General features: G+C 66.0%; 15 protein-coding genes and 1 pseudogene. 2 read left to right on the plus strand and 14 right to left on the minus strand.

The window, feature by feature from the left end; translation table 11 throughout:
* Window positions 1-92: 92 nt before the first annotated feature.
* The 10 genes and pseudogenes from CH271_RS25450 to CH271_RS25495 all read right to left on the minus strand — a co-directional run bounded on the left by CH271_RS25450 (window position 93) and on the right by CH271_RS25495 (window position 14,309).
* Window positions 93-1,598, minus strand: coding sequence for a glutamate synthase subunit beta (locus tag CH271_RS25450; RefSeq protein WP_094635406.1), 1,506 nt, complete (start codon window positions 1,596-1,598; stop codon window positions 93-95).
* Complete coding sequence (gltB, locus tag CH271_RS25455; protein WP_094635636.1) at window positions 1,591-6,174, minus strand: glutamate synthase large subunit; 4,584 nt, start codon at window positions 6,172-6,174, stop codon at window positions 1,591-1,593. The genes CH271_RS25450 and gltB overlap by 8 nt, the downstream gene beginning before the upstream one ends.
* 266 nt (window positions 6,175-6,440) lie before the next feature.
* Window positions 6,441-7,055, minus strand: a pseudogene (locus CH271_RS29675) (TM2 domain-containing protein); the annotation flags it as partial.
* Window positions 7,056-7,098: 43 nt separating this feature from the next.
* A complete protein-coding gene (locus tag CH271_RS25465; protein ID WP_094635407.1) occupies window positions 7,099-7,971 on the minus strand; it encodes a TM2 domain-containing protein in 873 nt (290 codons plus the stop codon).
* Window positions 7,964-9,001 carry a prolipoprotein diacylglyceryl transferase gene (gene lgt / locus CH271_RS25470; RefSeq protein ID WP_094635408.1) on the minus strand — a complete coding sequence of 346 codons (1,038 nt, stop codon included), beginning with the start codon at window positions 8,999-9,001 and terminating at the stop codon, window positions 7,964-7,966. Before lgt ends, CH271_RS25465 begins: the two co-directional genes overlap by 8 nt.
* Entirely contained in the window at window positions 8,998-9,801 is an 804-nt protein-coding gene (gene trpA / locus CH271_RS25475) for a tryptophan synthase subunit alpha (RefSeq protein WP_094635409.1), read from the minus strand. Before trpA ends, lgt begins: the two co-directional genes overlap by 4 nt.
* Window positions 9,798-11,069 carry a tryptophan synthase subunit beta gene (trpB, locus tag CH271_RS25480; RefSeq protein WP_052047895.1) on the minus strand — a complete coding sequence of 424 codons (1,272 nt, stop codon included), beginning with the start codon at window positions 11,067-11,069 and terminating at the stop codon, window positions 9,798-9,800. The genes trpA and trpB overlap by 4 nt, the downstream gene beginning before the upstream one ends.
* Before the next feature lie 120 nt (window positions 11,070-11,189).
* Entirely contained in the window at window positions 11,190-11,999 is an 810-nt protein-coding gene (gene trpC / locus CH271_RS25485) for an indole-3-glycerol phosphate synthase TrpC (protein WP_037192691.1), read from the minus strand.
* Window positions 12,000-12,078: 79 nt separating this feature from the next.
* On the minus strand, window positions 12,079-12,744 hold the full coding sequence (locus CH271_RS25490; RefSeq protein ID WP_094635410.1) for a TIGR02234 family membrane protein: 666 nt from the start codon (window positions 12,742-12,744) through the stop codon (window positions 12,079-12,081).
* Window positions 12,741-14,309 carry an anthranilate synthase component I gene (locus CH271_RS25495; protein WP_037192694.1) on the minus strand — a complete coding sequence of 523 codons (1,569 nt, stop codon included), beginning with the start codon at window positions 14,307-14,309 and terminating at the stop codon, window positions 12,741-12,743. The genes CH271_RS25490 and CH271_RS25495 overlap by 4 nt, the downstream gene beginning before the upstream one ends.
* Before the next feature lie 120 nt (window positions 14,310-14,429).
* Between CH271_RS25495 and CH271_RS25500 the strand changes: the two genes are divergently transcribed.
* Both CH271_RS25500 and CH271_RS25505 read left to right on the plus strand, forming a co-directional pair.
* Window positions 14,430-14,891, plus strand: coding sequence for a peroxiredoxin (locus CH271_RS25500; protein ID WP_037192697.1), 462 nt, complete (start codon window positions 14,430-14,432; stop codon window positions 14,889-14,891).
* 88 nt (window positions 14,892-14,979) lie between these two features.
* A complete protein-coding gene (locus tag CH271_RS25505) occupies window positions 14,980-15,486 on the plus strand; it encodes a MarR family winged helix-turn-helix transcriptional regulator (protein ID WP_037192699.1) in 507 nt (168 codons plus the stop codon).
* On the opposite strand, the gene hisI is transcribed toward CH271_RS25505, so the two are convergent.
* Genes hisI through priA form a run of 4 tightly spaced genes read right to left on the minus strand, consistent with a single transcriptional unit; the run spans window position 15,477 to window position 18,188 of the window.
* A complete protein-coding gene (gene hisI / locus CH271_RS25510; protein WP_037192701.1) occupies window positions 15,477-15,830 on the minus strand; it encodes a phosphoribosyl-AMP cyclohydrolase in 354 nt (117 codons plus the stop codon). The two genes, CH271_RS25505 and hisI, sit on opposite strands and share 10 nt — an antisense overlap.
* Window positions 15,831-15,845: 15 nt before the next feature.
* A complete protein-coding gene (hisF, locus tag CH271_RS25515) occupies window positions 15,846-16,619 on the minus strand; it encodes an imidazole glycerol phosphate synthase subunit HisF (RefSeq protein WP_037192703.1) in 774 nt (257 codons plus the stop codon).
* Window positions 16,616-17,446, minus strand: coding sequence for an inositol monophosphatase family protein (locus CH271_RS25520; RefSeq protein ID WP_037192705.1), 831 nt, complete (start codon window positions 17,444-17,446; stop codon window positions 16,616-16,618). The genes hisF and CH271_RS25520 overlap by 4 nt, the downstream gene beginning before the upstream one ends.
* A gap of 7 nt (window positions 17,447-17,453) precedes the next feature.
* Complete coding sequence (priA, locus tag CH271_RS25525) at window positions 17,454-18,188, minus strand: bifunctional 1-(5-phosphoribosyl)-5-((5-phosphoribosylamino)methylideneamino)imidazole-4-carboxamide isomerase/phosphoribosylanthranilate isomerase PriA (protein ID WP_094635411.1); 735 nt, start codon at window positions 18,186-18,188, stop codon at window positions 17,454-17,456.
* Window positions 18,189-18,236: the final 48 nt, after the last annotated feature.

An 18,236-nucleotide genomic window follows, 5' to 3' on the forward strand; every position in this document is an offset into this window, starting at 1 on the left:
TCTCTATCGAAGACGCATCCACTTCAATACTACCGATCGGTAGCCACGCTACCCCGCTGCTGGGATGGCCTGTACCGGTTCAGAGACGGGGGTCACACGACCGCCAGCGGCAGTGCGGTCGGGTGTACCGGCGACGGCAATTCCGAGTGTCCGGTGAGGAAAGCATCGACTCCATGGGCCGCCGATCGACCCTCCGCGATCGCCCACACGACCAACGAAGCACCGCGATGCGCATCCCCGCACACGAACACGCCGGGTGCCGTGGTCTGCCAGTCGGGACCACACGAGAGCGCGCCCCGCTTGGTCAGCGTCAGGCCGTATTCGTCGAGCAGCGGACCGTGCTCGACGCCCTCGAAACCGATGGCGAACAACGCCAGATCACAGGGCAATTCGATCTCCTCCCCGATGGGCGTGACGATGCGTCGACCGTCCGCGTCGCGTTGCACCTCCACCTCGGCGAGCACCATCGCACGAACGTGCCCGCGCTCGTCACCGAGGAATCGCTGAACCGCGACCTGATGACGCACGACGCCACCCTCGGCGTGCGCGGGCGAGGTGCGCAGCACCAGCGGCCACGACGGCCACGGCGAGAGACTGTCGTCGCGAGCCCCGGGCAGAGCCGGGTTGTAGTCGAGCTGAGTGACCGAAGCGGCACCTTGGCGGTGGGCCGTACCCAGGCAGTCGGCTCCGGTGTCACCGCCACCGATGATGACCACGTGCTTGTCCGCTGCGGAGATGGAGGTGGGACCGTCGCCCTCGCATTCCCTGTTCGACGGCACCAGATGCTCCATGGCCAGGTGGATACCGTCGAGCTCGCGACCGATGACCTCGGCATTGTCACGGGCCCGCAGAGCTCCGATCGCGAGAACGACTGCGTCGAAGGATTCGCGCAGTTGCTCGACGGTGAAGTCGATCCCGACCTCGCAGTCGGTGACGAAGTGCGTTCCCTCGGCCCGCATCTGCATGAGGCGCTGATCGAGCACGGACTTCTCGAGCTTGAACTCGGGGATGCCGTAGCGGAGCAGTCCGCCGAGACGATCGTCACGCTCGTACACGGTGACGTCGTGCCCGGCGCGCGTGAGCTGTTGCGCCGCAGCCAATCCCGCAGGGCCCGAGCCGACGACGGCGACCCGCTTGCCGGTGGTGATCGTCGGCGGCTGCGGAACGATGCTGCCGTCTTCCCAGGCCAGGTCTGCGATGGTCTGCTCGACCCGCTTGATCGTCACGCTTCCGCCGGTGGCCGCCTCGGAGATCGAGAGCACACACGCCGATTCACACGGGGCCGGGCAGACCCGCCCGGTGAACTCCGGAAAGTTGTTGGTCGCATGCAGTCGGTCGCTGGCCGCATCCCAGCGGCCGCGACGCACCAGGTCGTTCCACTCGGGAATCAGATTTCCCAGCGGGCAGCCCGCAGTTCCCGAGTGGCAGAACGGAATACCGCAGTCCATGCAGCGACGAGCCTGATCGGAGACCTCGGCGGCACGCTCGCTCGCCGGCTGGTGCGAGTACACCTCGTTCCAGTCCTTGACGCGCTCGCCGATCGGACGCTTGGCAGCCTCACGCTTGACGACTTTCAGAAATCCCTGTGGATCAGCCACGTGCAGCCTCCATGATCGCAGCATCGACGTCGCGCCCTTCGGCGCGCGCCATTCTTGTCGCTTCCAGCACCCGCTGGTAGTCGACGGGCATGACCTTGGTGAACAGCGCAGACCGGCGGGGCCAGTCGGCCAGCAACGAGGTCGCGACGGTGGAACCGGTCCACCGTCGGTGATTCTCGACGGTCTCGCGCAGCCACACCAGATCGTCCGGGTTGGGCACCTGCAGTTCGACCATCGCCATGTTCACGTCCGCCGGATCGAGACCGAGGACGAACGCGATACCGCCGGACATACCCGCAGCCATGTTGCGACCGGTGGGCCCGAGCACCACGACACGACCGCCGGTCATGTACTCGAACGCGTGGTCGCCCACGCCCTCGTTCACCGCGATCGCTCCCGAGTTACGGACCGCGAACCGCTCCCCTGCCTTACCGCGCAGGTACACCTCGCCCGAGGTGGCACCGTAGAGAATCGTGTTTCCTGCGATCACGTTGTCCTCTGCGACGAACGGCGCATCCTCGGCGGGACGCACGACTATTCGGCCGCCCGACAATCCCTTGCCGACATAGTCGTTCGCATCACCGACCAGGTCGATGGTGATGCCCGGCGGCAGGAAGGCCCCGAGAGACTGACCGGCCGATCCGGTGAACGCGATGCGAATGGTGTCGTCCGGCAACCCGACCGCGCCGTAACGCCGGGTGACCTCGGACCCCAGCAGAGTTCCGACGGTGCGATTGACGTTGCGTACCGGCAGCTCGAGCTTCACCGGATGCGCGTCCTCCAGCGCTCCCTCGGCCAACTGGATCAGAGTGCGGTCCAACGCGAGATCGAGACCGTGGTCCTGCGCGCGGAGGCGTCGACGCTGCGTCATCGGGGCACCGTGTCGGTCGACGGGCATCGCGAAGATCGGTGCGAGATCGAGTCCCTTGCTCTTCCAGTGCGCCACTCCCGCTGCCGTCTCGAGCACATCGGCGTGACCGACGGCCTCGTCGATGCTCCGGAAACCGAGCTGCGCGAGGTACTTTCGCACGTCCTCGGCGATGAACTTGAAGAAGTCCTCGAGGAACTCGGGTTTGCCGGTGAACCGCTTGCGCAGCTCCGGGTTCTGCGTCGCGACACCGACCGGGCAGGTGTCGAGGTGGCAGACGCGCATCATGATGCACCCGGCCACGATCAGCGGGGCCGTCGAGAACCCGAATTCCTCCGCACCGAGCAGCGCCGCGACGATGACGTCGCGTCCGGTGCGCATGCCGCCGTCGCACTGCACGGTGATGCGATCACGCAAGCCGTTGAGCACCAATGTCTGCTGGGCGTCGGCAAGGCCGATCTCCCATGGAGCGCCTGCATGCTTGAGCGAGGTCAACGGCGCAGCACCGGTTCCGCCGTCGTATCCGGAGATCAGGACGACATCGGCGTGGGCCTTGCTCACGCCCGTCGCCACCGTGCCGACGCCGACGGAACTGACGAGTTTGACGTGCACGCGCGCCTTCTCGTTGGCGTTCTTGAGATCGTGGATCAGCTGCGCGAGATCCTCGATCGAATAGATGTCATGGTGCGGGGGCGGCGAGATGAGGCCGACACCCGGCGTCGAGTGTCGGGTCTTGGCCACCCACGGGTACACCTTGTAACCGGGCAGCTGGCCACCCTCGCCCGGCTTGGCACCCTGCGCCATCTTGATCTGAATGTCCGTCGCGTTGACCAGATAGTCGCTGGTGACACCGAACCGACCACTGGCTACCTGCTTGACTGCACTGCGTCGCGTCGGGTCGTAGAGCCGGTCGACGTCCTCGCCGCCCTCCCCCGAGTTGGACCGTCCGCCCAGATTGTTCATCGCGACGGCCATCGTCTCGTGCGCCTCGGCGGAGATGGATCCATAGCTCATCGCGCCGGTGTTGAACCGCGTGACGATCGACTCGACCGATTCCACCTCGTCGAGCGGAACCGGCGGCCTGACACCGTCCTTGAACTCGAACAGACCGCGCAGCGCACCGCCTTCGCGAGCGAGCCGGTCCACCTCGTCGGTGTACTTCTGGAACACGTCGTATCGACCGGTACGCGTTGCGTGCTGCAGCAGGAACACCGTCTCGGGGGTGAACAGGTGCAGCTCGCCTTCGCGCCGGAACTGGTATTCACCGCCGATCTCCAACCGGCGATGGACGCGATCGGTCGGATTCTCGGGGTACGCCCGACGATGGCGCAGCTTGACCTCCTCGGCGAGCACGTCGAGACCGACGCCGCCGAGCTTGCTGACCGTGCCCTTGAAGTACTCGCGCACCACCTCGCGATCGAGACCGACGGCCTCGAAAACCTGTGCGCCGGTGTAGGACCCGACGGTCGAGATGCCCATCTTCGACATCACCTTGAGTACGCCCTTGCCGAGCCCGTACAGGTAATTCCGGACCGCGATCGTCGGTTCGACTCCGGTGAGTTCGCCTTCGCCGACCAGATCCTCGATCGACTCCATCGCCAGATACGGGTTGACCGCTGCGGCACCGAAGCCGATGAGCAGCGCCAGATGGTGCACCTCGCGCGCGTCACCGGATTCGACGACGAGCGCGATCTTGGTGCGCTCCTTGGTGCGAACCAGGTGATGGTGCACCGCCGAGGTGGCCAGCAGGGACGGGATCGGGGCGCGGGTGTGGTCCGAATCGCGATCGGAGATGATCAGCGTGGTGTACCCCGCAGCGATCGCCTCCGATGCCCGGGCACGCAACTCCTCGATGGCCTCGGCGAGACCTTCGCCGCCGCGCTCGACCTCGTACAGCCCACGCAACACCGTGGCCGACAGTCCCGGATGGTCGCCGTCGTCGTTGATATGAATGATCTTGTTGAGCTCGTCGTTGTCGAGCACCGGCCACGGCAACACGATCTGCCTGCACGACGCCGCAGTGGGCTCGAGCAGGTTCTGCTCCGGACCCATCACCCGCGCGAGCGAGGTCACGATCTCCTCGCGGATCGAGTCGAGCGGCGGGTTGGTGACCTGCGCAAACAGTTCGATGAAGTAGTCGTAGAGCTGGCGCGATCGCTGCGACATCACTGCGCCCGGGGTATCGGTACCCATCGAACCGAGCGGCTCGCCTCCGGATGCGGCCATCGGCGTCAGTACGACGCGGAGGTCTTCCTCGGTGTAGCCGAAAGCGACCTGCCTGCGCACCACCGAGTCGTGGTTGTACTGGATGTGAGCGCGCTCGGGCAGGCTCTTGATCTCGAGCAGGCCCGCGTGCAGCCACTCCTGGTACGGATGTTCGGTTGCCAGTTGGAGTTTGATCTCCTCGTCCGGCACGAGACGTCCGGCGACAGTGTCGATCAGGAACATCTTGCCGGGCTCGAGGCGACCTTTGGCGACGACCTCGGATTGGGGCACGTCGAGCACGCCTGCCTCACTGGCGAGGATCACGCGACCGTCCGCCGTCTGCCACCAGCGGCCGGGGCGAAGGCCGTTGCGATCCAGCACGGCTCCGACATAGCTGCCGTCGGTGAACGTCACGCAGGCCGGACCGTCCCAGGCCTCCATCATCGACGAGTGGAACTGGTAGAACGCTCGCACTCGCGGATCCATCGTGCGGTGGTTCTCCCACGGCTCGGGCACCATCATCATCACCACGTGCGGCACGCTGCGTCCGCCGAGGTGCAGTAGTTCGAGCACCTCGTCCAGGGACACCGAGTCCGAGGCATCGGGGTTGCAGATCGGGAACAAACGCTCCAGGTCCCCGGGGATCAGGTCGCTCGACAGCAACGCTTCGCGAGCCCGCATCCTGTTTCGGTTGCCCTTGACGGTGTTGATCTCGCCGTTGTGCGCGACGTAGCGATGCGGGTGCGCCAGCGGCCACGACGGGAAGGTGTTGGTCGAGAAGCGACTGTGCACGATGGCAATGGCGCTCGTGCACAAAGGGTTACGAAGTTCCGGAAAGTACAGCGGCAGCTGCATCGTGGTGAGCATGCCCTTGTAGACGATGGTGCGCGAGGACAGCGACGGAAAGAACAGCCCCGACCCCTCGGCCTCGATCTCGGGGGTGACCCGCTCGGAACGCTTGCGCAATCCGTAGACGAGACGGTCGAGCGCGAGACCGGCGGGACGCGTGCCGTCGACCTCGGGGGCGGTGACGTAGAGGTAGCTCATGTAGGGCATGCAGCCGAGGGCGGTGAGGCCCACATCGGCTCGATCGGGATCGACCTCGACCGGAACCCAGCCCAGGATGTCCAGACCCTCTTTGGCCGCAACGCTTTCGACGCGCTCGACGGCGATCGCGCGCTCACGGATGCCCTGCGGCAGAAAACACACTCCGGCCGCGAACGTGTTGTCGCCGTCGGCTCCGGCCGCGGGCAGATCGAACGGCGCGAGGGAGGCGAGGAGTTCGACCGGCAGCTGGATCAGAATGCCCGCGCCGTCACCACTGTTGGGCTCGGCACCGGCAGCTCCGCGATGCTCCAGGTTCTCCAGTGCCAGAACGCCGTCGGCGACGATCGCGTGGGAGCGGCGACCCGCGATGTCGGCGATCATCGCCACGCCACAGGAATCCTTCTCCGAGCTCGGGTCGTACAGACCTTGCTCCGCAGGCATCCGAGAAAACAGCACCACGATCACCTCCACGTAGGCCGGTGGGGTGCGTGCAAGCGGTGCAGTGTCTTCGACCCTGCATCGGAAGTCTCGGCAACCCCGCCGGCTGGTCGGCTCGAGTCGACCGAAACGGTCGGATGAGCCGAATTGAACTGCCTATCGGGAATTCACCGGGACAGCTCTGGCCCGCGAAAGAATCCGAGATCTCTCCCGGATGGCGAAATCGTAGCAGCTGTCATTCGCAACGATGCAATCGCGAATGACAGCTGTGACGAATGTGATCGTCAGTCGCGCAACGGTCGACCGTGCTCATCACGCACGCTGCCGGTGAGCATCATGATGCCGTCGATCAACGGCCAGATTCCGCCGATACCGCAGGTGAGCCACGTGACGGCTATCTGCGCCACCGCGATGCCCGGCTGATTCAGATAGAAACGCCCTGCACCGAACGCGCCCAACAGGATGCCGAGCAGACCTGCCGTCAGCTTCTGCTTGTCGGAGAACGGCTCCCCGGTGACCGGGTGCCGACCGTACGGAGCCATCGGATCCATGTATCCGGGCCCGCCTGGGAACTGGGGACCACCGTATTGGGGAGCGCCGTACTGAGGGCCGCCGTATTGGGGAGCGCCGTACTGCCCGCCCGCATACGGCGGCGGCGGCGCACCGTACTGGCCGGACCCTTCGGATGGCGGTGGGTAACCCGCTCCGGGCGGAGGTCCGAACCGGCCCTGCTCGTCGACGTCGGGAGTGCTGTAGTTCGGCGTGCTGTAGTTCGGGTCGGGAACCCCGTAGACGGGACCCGACTCTGCGGGAGTGCCTTTTTCGAACGAGATGGTCGGCTCCGACGGAGTGGATCCATCGCCCGAGGATCCGTCCGAAGACGGTGTACCCGATTCACCCATGTCGAGCTCCCTTACGTCCGATGCAGTATCAGCGAGGGCATCAGTCTCTCAGCTTTCGCCCCTGAGGATCCTTCACATTGCCCACCAGTATCAGAACGCCGTCGACGAGATGCCAGACGAACAGCCCGAACAACACGACCAGTCCGAGGCCGAACGCTGCGATGAGCAGCACCCCCAAGAAGAACACCAACAGCTGTGCGACGCCGATCCCGATACTGCCGAGGTAGAAACGACCGACACCCAACCAGCCGAGAAATATCTGCAGCAGGCCGCCGACGATCTTGGACTTGTCCGACAGCGCCTCGCCGGTCATCGGATCACGCCCGTACGGCGCGTCGGGGCCTACACCGAACGCGGGTCCACCCTGGTAGCCAGGGGGTATCCCGTAACCCTGCGGGCCGTAGCCGTACTGCTGGCCGTACCCCTGCTGTTGCCCGAAGCCCTGCTGGCCGTACCCCTGCTGGCCGTAACCCTGCTGTTGCCCGAAGCCCTGTTGGCCGTACCCCTGCTGTTGGCCGTAACCCTGCTGCGGGTAGCCCTGCTGTCCGTAGTTCGGCTGCGAATAGCCCTGCTGGCCGTACTCCTGTTGCGGGTAGCCGGGAGGTGCCGGAAACCCACCGAGAGGATTATCGGTACTGCCGTCGGGGCTCGGTGCCGGGTAGCTCGGCGTGCTGGACCAACCCGGTCCGTTTCCGATACCCGAGTACGTGTCCCACCCCGGACCCGTGGGGCCGGTCGGGCCGTGTGAGGGCGCGGACTCCGAGGTACCGGGTGCCTCCGAGAGCGACGCTTCGGCGGTGGCGTCGTAGTCGAACGGCGTGCCGAACGACGCGGTCGGCTTCGTCACGCTGTCGCTCGAATCGGCGGTGCCGGAACCCGATTCCGGATCAGGGGTCTTGTCGAAATCAACCACGGGTACTGCCTTCTTCCTCGGCTTTCTTGTCGGTTGCCCGAACGGGCTGCGCGTCGACGGTGCCTGCGGCCGTGGTGTCGTCGGCCGTGGTGTCGTCGGCCGGCGTCGGGCGCGAGCCTTCCGCATCCGAGGAGGTGTCCTCGGGAGCAACCTCGCGATCCTCGTCGTCGTTCGACCTCAGCGTCGCCGGTTCCTCACGGCCTTTGGTGGCGATCACGAAGTACGCGATCGCCAGAACGAAGATGATGGCGGAGGTGAAGGTGTTGATGCGTATGCCGGCGATCGTCGTGGCGAAGTCGTTGCGCATCAGTTCCACCCAGAACCGTCCGGCGCAGTATCCGGCCACGTACAGCGCGAACAATCGACCGTGGCCGATCGTGTACTTGCGGTCGACGAGAACCAGAAGCACGACGACCGCGACGCTCCACAACAGTTCGTACAGGAACGTCGGATGCACCACTTTTTCCACGAAACCGGTCGAGATCCCGTTGAGTGGATCGAGCCGTCCGTTGGCGTCGACCCGTTCGTAGATCTCCAGACCCCACGGCTGGGTGGTGGCGCGACCGTACAGTTCCTGGTTGAAGTAGTTGCCGATGCGGCCGATCGCCTGGGCCAGCAGAATCGGTGGACCGACGGCGTCACCGAACGCGGGCAACGGGATTCCGCGTCGACGGCAGGCGATCCAGGCACCGACGCCGCCGAGGAACACTGCTCCCCAGATTCCGAGACCGCCGTTCCACACGTACAGCGCTTCGATCGGGTTTCCGCCGGGACCGAAGTACGTCTTCCAGTCGGTTGCCACGTGGTACAGCCGCCCGCCCAGCAGGCCGAACGGGACCGCCCAGACCGCGACGTCGAGGACTGTGCCCTTGGTTCCACCTCGGGCCACCCAGCGTCGATCACCCCACACCACGGCAACGATGATGCCGATGATGATGAACAGGGCGTAGGCCCGCAGAGCCAGCGGTCCGACGTGCCACACCCCCTGCGGCGGACTGGGAATGTAGGCCAGGATCGCGGTCGAAGTCACGACGCTACGTTAGCGGAACGGACACCCTCGGCGAGTTCCGTCGTCAGGTCGCGCACGGCGTCGAGTCCCTTGTCGACGGCACTGACCAGTGCCGAACCGACGATCACGGCGTCGGCGTAGCGGGCGATCTCGGCGGCCTGCGAACCCGAGCGGACCCCGAGCCCCACGCCGATGGGAATGTCGGAGTGTTGACGGATCCGGGCCGAGAGTGCAGGTGCCATCGAGGACACCGCGTCGCGGGCACCGGTGACACCCATCGTCGAGGCCGCGTAGACGAAGCCGCTACTGGCTTCGACGGTGCTGACGAGCCGCTCCTCGGTGGACGACGGGGCGACGAGGAAGATTCGGTCGAGTTCGTAGCGGTTCGAGACCTCGATCCATTCCTGCGCTTCGTCGGGAATGAGATCCGGGGTGATGATTCCGAGCCCACCCGCATTTGCGAGATCCCGGGCGAAGTTCTCGATGCCGTACTTGAGCACCAGGTTCCAGTAAGTCATGACGACCGCTTTTCCGCCCGCAGCAGCGACCTGCTCGGTGACGGCGAAGACGTCCTTGACCCGGGCCCCGGCTCGCAGCGCCACATCAGCCGCGGCCTGGATCGTGGGGCCGTCCATCACCGGATCGGAATACGGAATGCCGACCTCGACGATGTCGCATCCAGCGTCGACCATCGTCTTGAACACCTCGACCGACCGCGGCACCGTCGGAAAACCTGCCGGGAGGTACCCGACGAGTGCTGCGCGCCCTTCGGCACGGCACTGCGCGAAGGTCCCGGAGAGGCGAGAGTCGTTGTTGCTCATGGCTTGATACCTGCTTCGTCGTCCACGTTCGCTTCGCCGTCTCCGTCGATCAGACCGAACCATTCGGCCGCGGTGTCGACGTCCTTGTCTCCACGTCCGGAGAGGTTCACCAGGATGATCGCGTCCTTGCCCAACTCCTTGCCGAGGGTGAGCGCGCCGGCGATGGCGTGCGAGGACTCGATGGCCGGGATGATGCCTTCGGTTCGGCACAGCAGCTTGAAGGCGTTCATGGCTTCGGTATCGGTGATGCCGCGGTACTCGGCACGCCCGATGTCGTGCAGGTAGGAATGCTCCGGACCGACGCCCGGGTAGTCCAATCCCGCTGAGATGGAATGAGATTCGACGGTCTGACCGTCCTCGTCCTGCAGCAGGTAGGAGTACGCACCGTGCAGGGCTCCCGGAGTTCCACCGCTGATCGTCGCAGCGTGGCGGCCGGTCTCGACGCCGTCACCCGCCGCCTCGAAGCCGATCAGTCGAACATCCGCGTCGTCGATGAAGGCGTGGAAGATGCCGATCGCGTTGGAGCCACCGCCGACGCAGGCAGCGATGGCGTCGGGCAGCCGGCCCGTGGACGCGAGGACCTGCTGCCGCGCTTCGAGGCCGATGATGCGCTGGAAATCGCGCACCATGACCGGGAAGGGGTGCGGCCCGGCGACGGTGCCGAAGCAGTAGTAGGTGTTGTCCGCGTTGGTGACCCAGTCGCGCAGCGCCTCGTTGATGGCGTCCTTGAGGGTGCGCGATCCCGACTTGACGGCCACGACACTGGACCCGAGCAGACGCATCCGAGCGACGTTGAGTGCCTGCCGTTCGGTGTCGACCTCGCCCATGTACACGACACAGTCGAGTCCGAGGAGCGCGCACGCCGTGGCGGTGGCCACTCCGTGCTGGCCTGCACCGGTCTCGGCGATGATCCGTGTCTTGCCCATGCGCTTGGCCAGGAGTACCTGGCCGAGAACGTTGTTGATCTTGTGAGAACCGGTGTGGTTGAGGTCTTCTCGCTTGAGAAGGATTCGAGCGCCGCCTGCGTGCTCGGACAACCGTGTCGCCTCGAAGACCGGCGAGGGGCGACCGGTGTAATCGCGCTGCAGTCGGTCGAGTTCACCGAGGAACTCGTTGTCGCTGCGCACCTTCTCGTACTCGGCGGTGACTTCCTCGATCACACCCATCAGCGCCTCGGGCACGAATCTGCCGCCGTAGACACCGAAATGGCCGCCCACATCGGGCTCGTGCGCGCTGCGATCGGTGAGGCCGATGCTGCTCTGCGGCAGATCAGCGCCCTTGAAACGGACTGCCTGCGGGGCGTCCGTGATGGAAGAAGAATTGCTGGTGCTCACCGGTCCAGTGTGCCCCAACGGCGGACCGCCGCCGCGCTCGGGTCGGGTGCCGGGTCAGCGTGCGGGCTTGGGGCACGACGGATGCGTTCCCGCCGTCACCAGGTCCGAGACGGCCGTGCGCGGATCCCCTGCGGTGACCAAGCCCTCGCCGACGAGTACCGCGTCGGCACCGGCACCGGCGTAGGCGAGCAGATCTGCAGTGCCCCGCACCCCGGACTCCGCGATACGAATGATCTCGCTGGGCAACCCGGGCGCGATACGGCCGAAGCTGTCACGATCGATCTCGAGCGTCTTCAGATTGCGGGCGTTGATGCCGATGACGCTGGCACCGGCCTCGAGGGCGCGATCCGCCTCGGCCTCGGTGTGCACCTCGACCAGCGCCGTCATACCCAGCGACTCGGTGCGATCGAGCAACGACGTCAACGCGTCCTGTTCGAGAGCCGCGACGATCAGCAGGATGACGTCGGCACCGTGCGCCCGAGCCTCGTGGATCTGATACGGACCGACGATGAAGTCCTTGCGCAGCACAGGAATCGAGACGGCGGCACGAACCGCGTCGAGGTCTGCCAGAGATCCGTGAAAGCGACGCTCTTCGGTGAGGACGCTGATGATGCGAGCGCCGCCCTGCTCGTATGCGCGAGCGAGAACAGCTGGATCACCGATGTCTGCCAACGCGCCCTTGGACGGGCTCGCCCGCTTCACTTCGGCGATGACGCCGATACCGTCCTCACGGAGGGCGGCTGCCGCGTCGAGGGGGGCCGGGGCTGCTTTCGCTGCTGCTTTCACGGCGGCGAAATCGACCACCGATTCGCGCGCGGCCACGTCGGCTCGTACACCGTCGAGAATCGAGTCGAGAACAGTCATGGTGCCCCCAGTCCTTTCTGAGCGTCGACGTCCGATGTGAGGAATCTCATCGGGGTCGGACCTAGCGTAGAGGTCCGTTTCAATCCGACGAACGCCGGGTACCGGACTCGTCGGTAGGGTCTTCACCGGCGTCGAGCGCGTCCCACATCATGCGTTCGGTGAGGTCCTCTCCCTCGTCCTGCACGCCGGCACCGGATGCCGTGGTGCGCGCGCGCCGAGCGACCTCGTCGCGACGCACCGCCGGGGCGTCGTACTTGGACGAGAGTACCTGCGTGGCAAACGTTTTCCGAATCGACACCACGGCAGCAGCGAAGGCGCAGACGGCACCGACGAGGGTGACGATCGCCGGCAGAACCGAGACGTCCGTCATCGAGACCTGGGCGCGTGCCGGAAGCTCCGCGAGCGCCGCGGACTCCGAATCCGACGCCCCGGCGGTGAGCAATCGAACTGCCGGAATCGCAGCCGCCACGGCCACAACGGCGATCAACAGGGCCAGCACCCGAGAGGCCCACCCCCGCACGGCGAACGACGCGGCGATCGCGGCCACCAGCACCAGCGCGAGCGGCGTCGTGGCGGCAGCCCAGGTGCTGCCGAGAAGCTCGTCGGTCCGGCTCTCGCCGAGTCCGTCGAACGACGTCACCCGGACCCAGGTCATTCTCGACGCGCCCCACAGGCACGCCGCTGCAACCACGAGAAGGGCGACGGGGAGAGCGGCCGACCCGCGGCGACCGGATCGCTCGCTCATCGGCCACCGACCTCACGGAGCGATTCCGCTGCGGCGACGGCTCCCAGCACCGCCATCGCCTTGTTCCGCGCCTCGTCGTCCTCGTATTCGGCAACCGAGTCGGCCACGACGCCTGCCCCGGCCTGAACGTATGCAGTGCCGTCCTTGATCAGGGCGGTGCGAATCGAGATGGCAGTGTCGGCGTCTCCCGCGAAGTCGAGGTAGCCGACGATGCCGCCGTAGATGCCGCGTCGCGTCGGCTCCAGCTCGTCGATCAGTTCCATCGCGCGCACCTTCGGTGCCCCGGACAGGGTGCCTGCCGGGAAGCAGGCCTTGACCGCGTCGAGGGCACGCTTGCCCTCGGCCAACCGTCCGGTGACCGTCGACACCAGATGCATGACGTGGCTGTATCGCTCGATGTGGCGGTAGTCGCTCACGCGCACGGTGCCGGGAGCGCAGACACGCCCGAGATCGTTGCGGCCCAGATCGACGAGCATCAGGTGCTCGGCGTTCTCCTTCTCGTCGGCGAGCAGATCCTTCTCGAGCAGCACGTCCTCTTCCTCGGACGTGCCGCGCCAACGCGTACCCGCGATCGGATGTGTGGTGGCCAGACCGTCGACCACCGTCACCAATGCCTCGGGGCTCGATCCGACGATGGAGAACGCCGTCTCGTCGTTCTCGCCCGGTACGTGCATCAGATACATGTACGGGCTGGGATTGGAGGCCCGCAGCATTCGGTAGACGTCGAGAGGCGACGCATCGGTGTCCATCTCGAAACGCTGGGAGAGCACCACCTGGAACGCCTCACCTGCTTCGATCTCCTCGACCAGGCGAGCGACGTCGGCACCGAACCCCTCGGACGTGCGCTGCCGGCGGAACTGCGGCGCAGGCCTGGACACGGTGGAGACGGTGGAGGCAGCGGGCTTCGACAGGTCCGCACACATGCGATCGAGACGGCGCACTGCGTCGTCGTACGCCTCGTCGACGTGATCGTCGGTGCCGTTCCAGTTCACGGCGTTCGCGATCAGGGTGATCGCGCCTTCGTGATGGTCGACGGCCGCGAGATCGGTGGCGAGCAGCATGACCATCTCCGGAACACCGAGGTCGTCCTGCGCGTGCTCGGGCAGTTTCTCGATGCGCCGCACCGAGTCGTATCCGAGGTAACCCACCATGCCACCGGTCAACGGGGGCAGACCCGGCAGCCGCTCCGAGTGCAGCAGCTCCAATGTCCGCGCCAGCACTTCGAGAGGATCGCCGCCGCTCGGCACCCCGGCGGGGACGTTGCCACGCCACGCGGCCTCACCGTCGATGACCGTGAGCGATGCCGGAGCACCTGCACCGATGAACGACCACCTGGACCACGAACTGCCGTTCTGTGCGGACTCGAGCAAGAAGGTTCCGGGTCGGTCGGCACCGAGCTTGCGGTACGCCGACAGAGGAGTCTCGGAGTCGGCGAGCACCTTTCGCGTCACGGGCACCACGCGGTGCTCTGCGGCGAGATGCCGGAACACCTCACGCGAGGTGGTCGAGTCCGAGTTCTCGGTGTCGGGAGTGGGGCTGGGGTCGGTGGTCGTCTCGCCGTGCATTGCTCCATCCTCCCAGGTGCGGCACAACGGGTCACTCCGCAGGCTCCGCTCCGGACCCAACGGTCACTCCGCAGGCTCCGCTCCGGCAGCAGGGTCGTCGCTCGCGGTAACCTGCCGAGCATGAAACCAGGCGAGCTCGTTCCCGATTTTTCCCTGCCGGACCAGACCGGAGAGACCCGAACACTGACCGAATTGCTGGCGAACGGTCCGATAGTGCTGTTCTTCTACCCCGCTGCATTCACCCCCGGGTGCACCGCCGAGGCGTGCCACTTCCGGGACCTGGCATCGGAGTTCGCCGAGGTCGGAGCAACCCGTGTCGGAATCAGTGCCGATGCCGTCGCCAAGCAGGCAGAGTTCGCCGCCTCGAAATCCTTCGACTACCCGCTGCTCTCCGACGAAGACGGCACCGTCGCCACCGCATTCGGAGTCAAGCGCGGCCTGCTGGCCAAACTCTCCCCGGTCAAGCGCGCGACGTTCGTCATCGGCACCGACCGGAAGGTTCTCGAGACCTTCTCCAGCGAAGTACGGTTCGAAGCGCATGCGGACAAGGCTCTCGAGTACCTGCGGGCACATCGCACCTAGAGCACCGTCCGACGCGATGCCTCGGGTGGGGGGAACCTCGAGGCATCATGTGCAGGCAACAACCAACTTGATCGAGAGGTTCCCCGCGATGGATACGTCGGCGACACCGCAACACACGGTGGATCCCCGTTGGCTCACCGAGAGTCAGCAGGAGGCCTGGCGATCACTCGTCGCTCTGGTCACTCGGTTGCCGGCAGCGTTGGACGCGCAGTTGCAGCGCGATTCGCAACTGACCCACTTCGACTACTTCGTCCTCGCCACGGTCAGCGAGAATCCACAGCGACGGATCCAACTCCGCGATCTGGCCGAGTACGCGAACGCCTCGCTCTCGCGCCTGTCACACGTGGTGACGAAGCTCGAGAAGGCCGGGTGGGTCAAGCGCGAGAGCATCCCGGGCAGCCGCGGTTCCTATGCGGTACTGACCGACGCAGGCATGGCCAAGGTGGTGGAAGCGGCGCCCGGGCACGTCGGCACGGTGCAGTCGCTGGTGTTCGAGGGTCTGTCCGACGCGGAGGTCGAGCAGCTCGCGACCCTGAGTTCGACTCTGCTGGCGCAGTTGGACAAGGGAATTGCAGCGGGAACCGGTCACGCCTGAGTGTCGGGGCCCAACAGAACGTCGGCATCGAAGCAGGTATGTGTGCCGGTGTGGCACGCCGCGCCGACCTGATCGACGATCAGGAGCACGGTGTCACCGTCGCAGTCGAGCCGAACCTCGTGCACGTACTGCGTGTGACCCGACGTCTCACCCTTGACCCAGTACTGCTGCCTGGACCTGGAATAGTAAGTGCCCTTGCGGGTTTCGAGGGTTCGAGCGAGTGCCTCGTCGTCCATCCACGCCACCATGAGTACCTGACCGGTCGACCGTTCCTGCACGACAGCGCTGAACAGCCCGGCCTCGTTGCGCTTGAGCCGCGCGGACAGCGTGGGATCGAGTGTCATCGGAAATCCTCTTCGCTATCGAACGACGATGTGCTCGGCGCGCATCGCATCTTTGACCTGGCCGATGGTGAGATCGCCGAAATGGAACACGCTCGCGGCAAGCACCGCGTCCGCTCCGGCGTGCACGGCCGGCGAAAAGTGTTCCACCACGCCTGCTCCGCCGCTGGCGATCACCGGCACATGTACCGCGGACCGGACGGCGGCGATCATCGGCAGATCGAATCCGGCCTTCGTTCCGTCGGCGTCCATCGAATTGAGCAGAATCTCTCCGACGCCCAGTTCTGCACCACGTACCGCCCATTCGACGGCGTCGATGCCGGTGCCACGTTTGCCGCCGTGCGTGGTGACCTCCCAGCCCGACGGGGTGTCCTGCTGCCCCTGGGGGACGGTTCGGGCGTCGACCGAGAGCACGATGCACTGTGAGCCGAACCGTTCGCTGAGCTCACGCAGCAACTCCGGCCGGGCGATCGCAGCGGTGTTGACACTGACCTTGTCCGCCCCGGCTCGCAGCAGTCGATCCACGTCGGCGACGGTGCGCACTCCCCCGCCGACGGTGAGCGGGATGAACACCTGCTCGGCGGTGCGGCTGACGACGTCGAGCATCGTGCCTCTGTCCGACGTCGACGCGGTGACGTCGAGGAAGGTCAGTTCGTCGGCACCCTGCGCGTCATAGGCGGCCGCGAGCTCCACGGGATCGCCTGCGTCACGGAGGTTTTCGAAGTTCACTCCCTTGACGACACGTCCGGCGTCGACGTCCAGGCACGGAATCACTCTGACCGCGACGCTCATCGCACCGGTCCTTCCAGATAGTCGACGGGATCACCGAGTTCGGTGATCACCTTCAGCAATTGTTCGTGCACTCCCGGTCCGGCTGCGAGGACCGACGCCGAGTCGACCGTCCAGGGTTCGCCCGCGAGGTCGGTGACGATTCCGCCAGCCGCGCGCACCAGCAGCGCACCGGCTGCATTGTCCCAGGCCCGGTGACCGAATACGACCGCGCCGCCGAGTACTCCACTGGCCGTGTAGGCCAGATCGACCCCGGTGGCACCGTGCATCCGCAATCGCGAGGAATGCATCGACAACTCTTCGAGGATGCGGAACCGGAACCGACCCGGCAGCGAACCGCGGCTGGCGACATTGAACGCACCGAACCCGATCATGGATTCGCGCAGCACTTTCGGCTGCAGTGCCGGAAGCGCGACACCGTTGAGCATCAGGGGGCCGCCCGCCACAGCGGCGAAACGCTGATCCACCAACGGCAGCCAGGTGAGTCCGAGGACCGGTTCTCCATCGTCGAGCAACGCCAACAACGTTCCGGCCGAAGGCAATCCCGACGAGTAGTTGAAGGTGCCGTCGATCGGGTCCAGCACCCAGACGAGTCCCGAATTCAGATCCGGTCCGCCGAACTCCTCACCGTGAACGGCAATTCCGGTGGCCTCGAGCAATTCCGCACCGAGCCGCCGCTCGAGTTCCAGATCCACCGCAGTGGCGAAGTCGTCGGGGCCCTTCTGCACTGCGCTCGGCGCGCCGACGCCGGCGACGAACCGATCGTGGATGCCGTCGAGCAGACCACCGGCGATCTCGAGCAGACGAGTCGGTTCCTCGGGAAGGGTCATCCCTGTGTTACCGCGACACCGCAGCGAGGGCGTCCGGGAGCGTGAAACGTCCGGCGTACAGCGCCTTTCCGACGATGGAACCCTCCACGCCGCGGTCGACCAGTCCGGCAATCGCTTCCAGGTCCGCGATCGTGGACACGCCGCCCGATGCGATGACCGGCTTGTCGGTCTTGGCACACACCTCGGCGAGCAGTTCCAGGTTGGGCCCGGTCAACGTGCCGTCCTTGGTGACGTCGGTGACGACGTAGCGTGAGCACCCGTCGCGTTCGAGCCGCTCGAGAACCTCCCACAGGTCGCCGCCGTCGCTCACCCAGCCGCGACCGCGCAACCGCGGTGCTCCGTCGACGATCAGCACGTCCAGACCGACGGCAACGCGATCGCCGAACTCGCCGATCGCGCGGGAGCACCACTGCGGATCTTCGAGGGCCGCGGTGCCGAGATTGACTCGCGCGCAACCGGTCGCCAGCGCCGCGCGCAGCGACTCGTCGTCACGAATTCCGCCGGACAGCTCCACCTTGACGTCGAGCTCGCCGACGACGGACGCCAGCAGCTCGCGGTTGGATCCGCGTCCGAACGCGGCGTCGAGATCCACGAGATGGACCCACTCGGCGCCGTCGTTCTGCCACGCGAGTGCAGCGTCGCGAGGCGACCCGTACTTCGTTTCGCTTCCTGCTTCTCCTTGAACGAGACGGACAGCTTCGCCGCCTGCGACATCGACAGCAGGCAATAAGACCAGGCTCACGTGCGGTTATGCTACGGGCCGAGCGGCTGTGAACTCAAAACGGGTCGT

This window comes from Rhodococcus sp. 05-340-2 (assembly GCF_002258915.1).
Lineage (GTDB): Bacteria > Actinomycetota > Actinomycetes > Mycobacteriales > Mycobacteriaceae > Rhodococcoides.

Coding starts and splice junctions, on each gene's coding strand:
- CH271_RS25505 (WP_037192699.1), top strand. CDS start 14,980: ATGGATACGTCGGCGACACCGCAACACACGGTGGATCCCCGTTGGCTC.
- CH271_RS25490 (WP_094635410.1), bottom strand. CDS start 12,744: ATGAGCGAGCGATCCGGTCGCCGCGGGTCGGCCGCTCTCCCCGTCGCC.
- CH271_RS25495 (WP_037192694.1), bottom strand. CDS start 14,309: ATGCACGGCGAGACGACCACCGACCCCAGCCCCACTCCCGACACCGAG.
- hisF (WP_037192703.1), bottom strand. CDS start 16,619: ATGAGCGTCGCGGTCAGAGTGATTCCGTGCCTGGACGTCGACGCCGGA.
- trpA (WP_094635409.1), bottom strand. CDS start 9,801: ATGAGCAACAACGACTCTCGCCTCTCCGGGACCTTCGCGCAGTGCCGT.
- hisI (WP_037192701.1), bottom strand. CDS start 15,830: ATGACACTCGATCCCACGCTGTCCGCGCGGCTCAAGCGCAACGAGGCC.
- trpC (WP_037192691.1), bottom strand. CDS start 11,999: ATGACTGTTCTCGACTCGATTCTCGACGGTGTACGAGCCGACGTGGCC.
- CH271_RS25500 (WP_037192697.1), top strand. CDS start 14,430: ATGAAACCAGGCGAGCTCGTTCCCGATTTTTCCCTGCCGGACCAGACC.
- CH271_RS25520 (WP_037192705.1), bottom strand. CDS start 17,446: ATGACCCTTCCCGAGGAACCGACTCGTCTGCTCGAGATCGCCGGTGGT.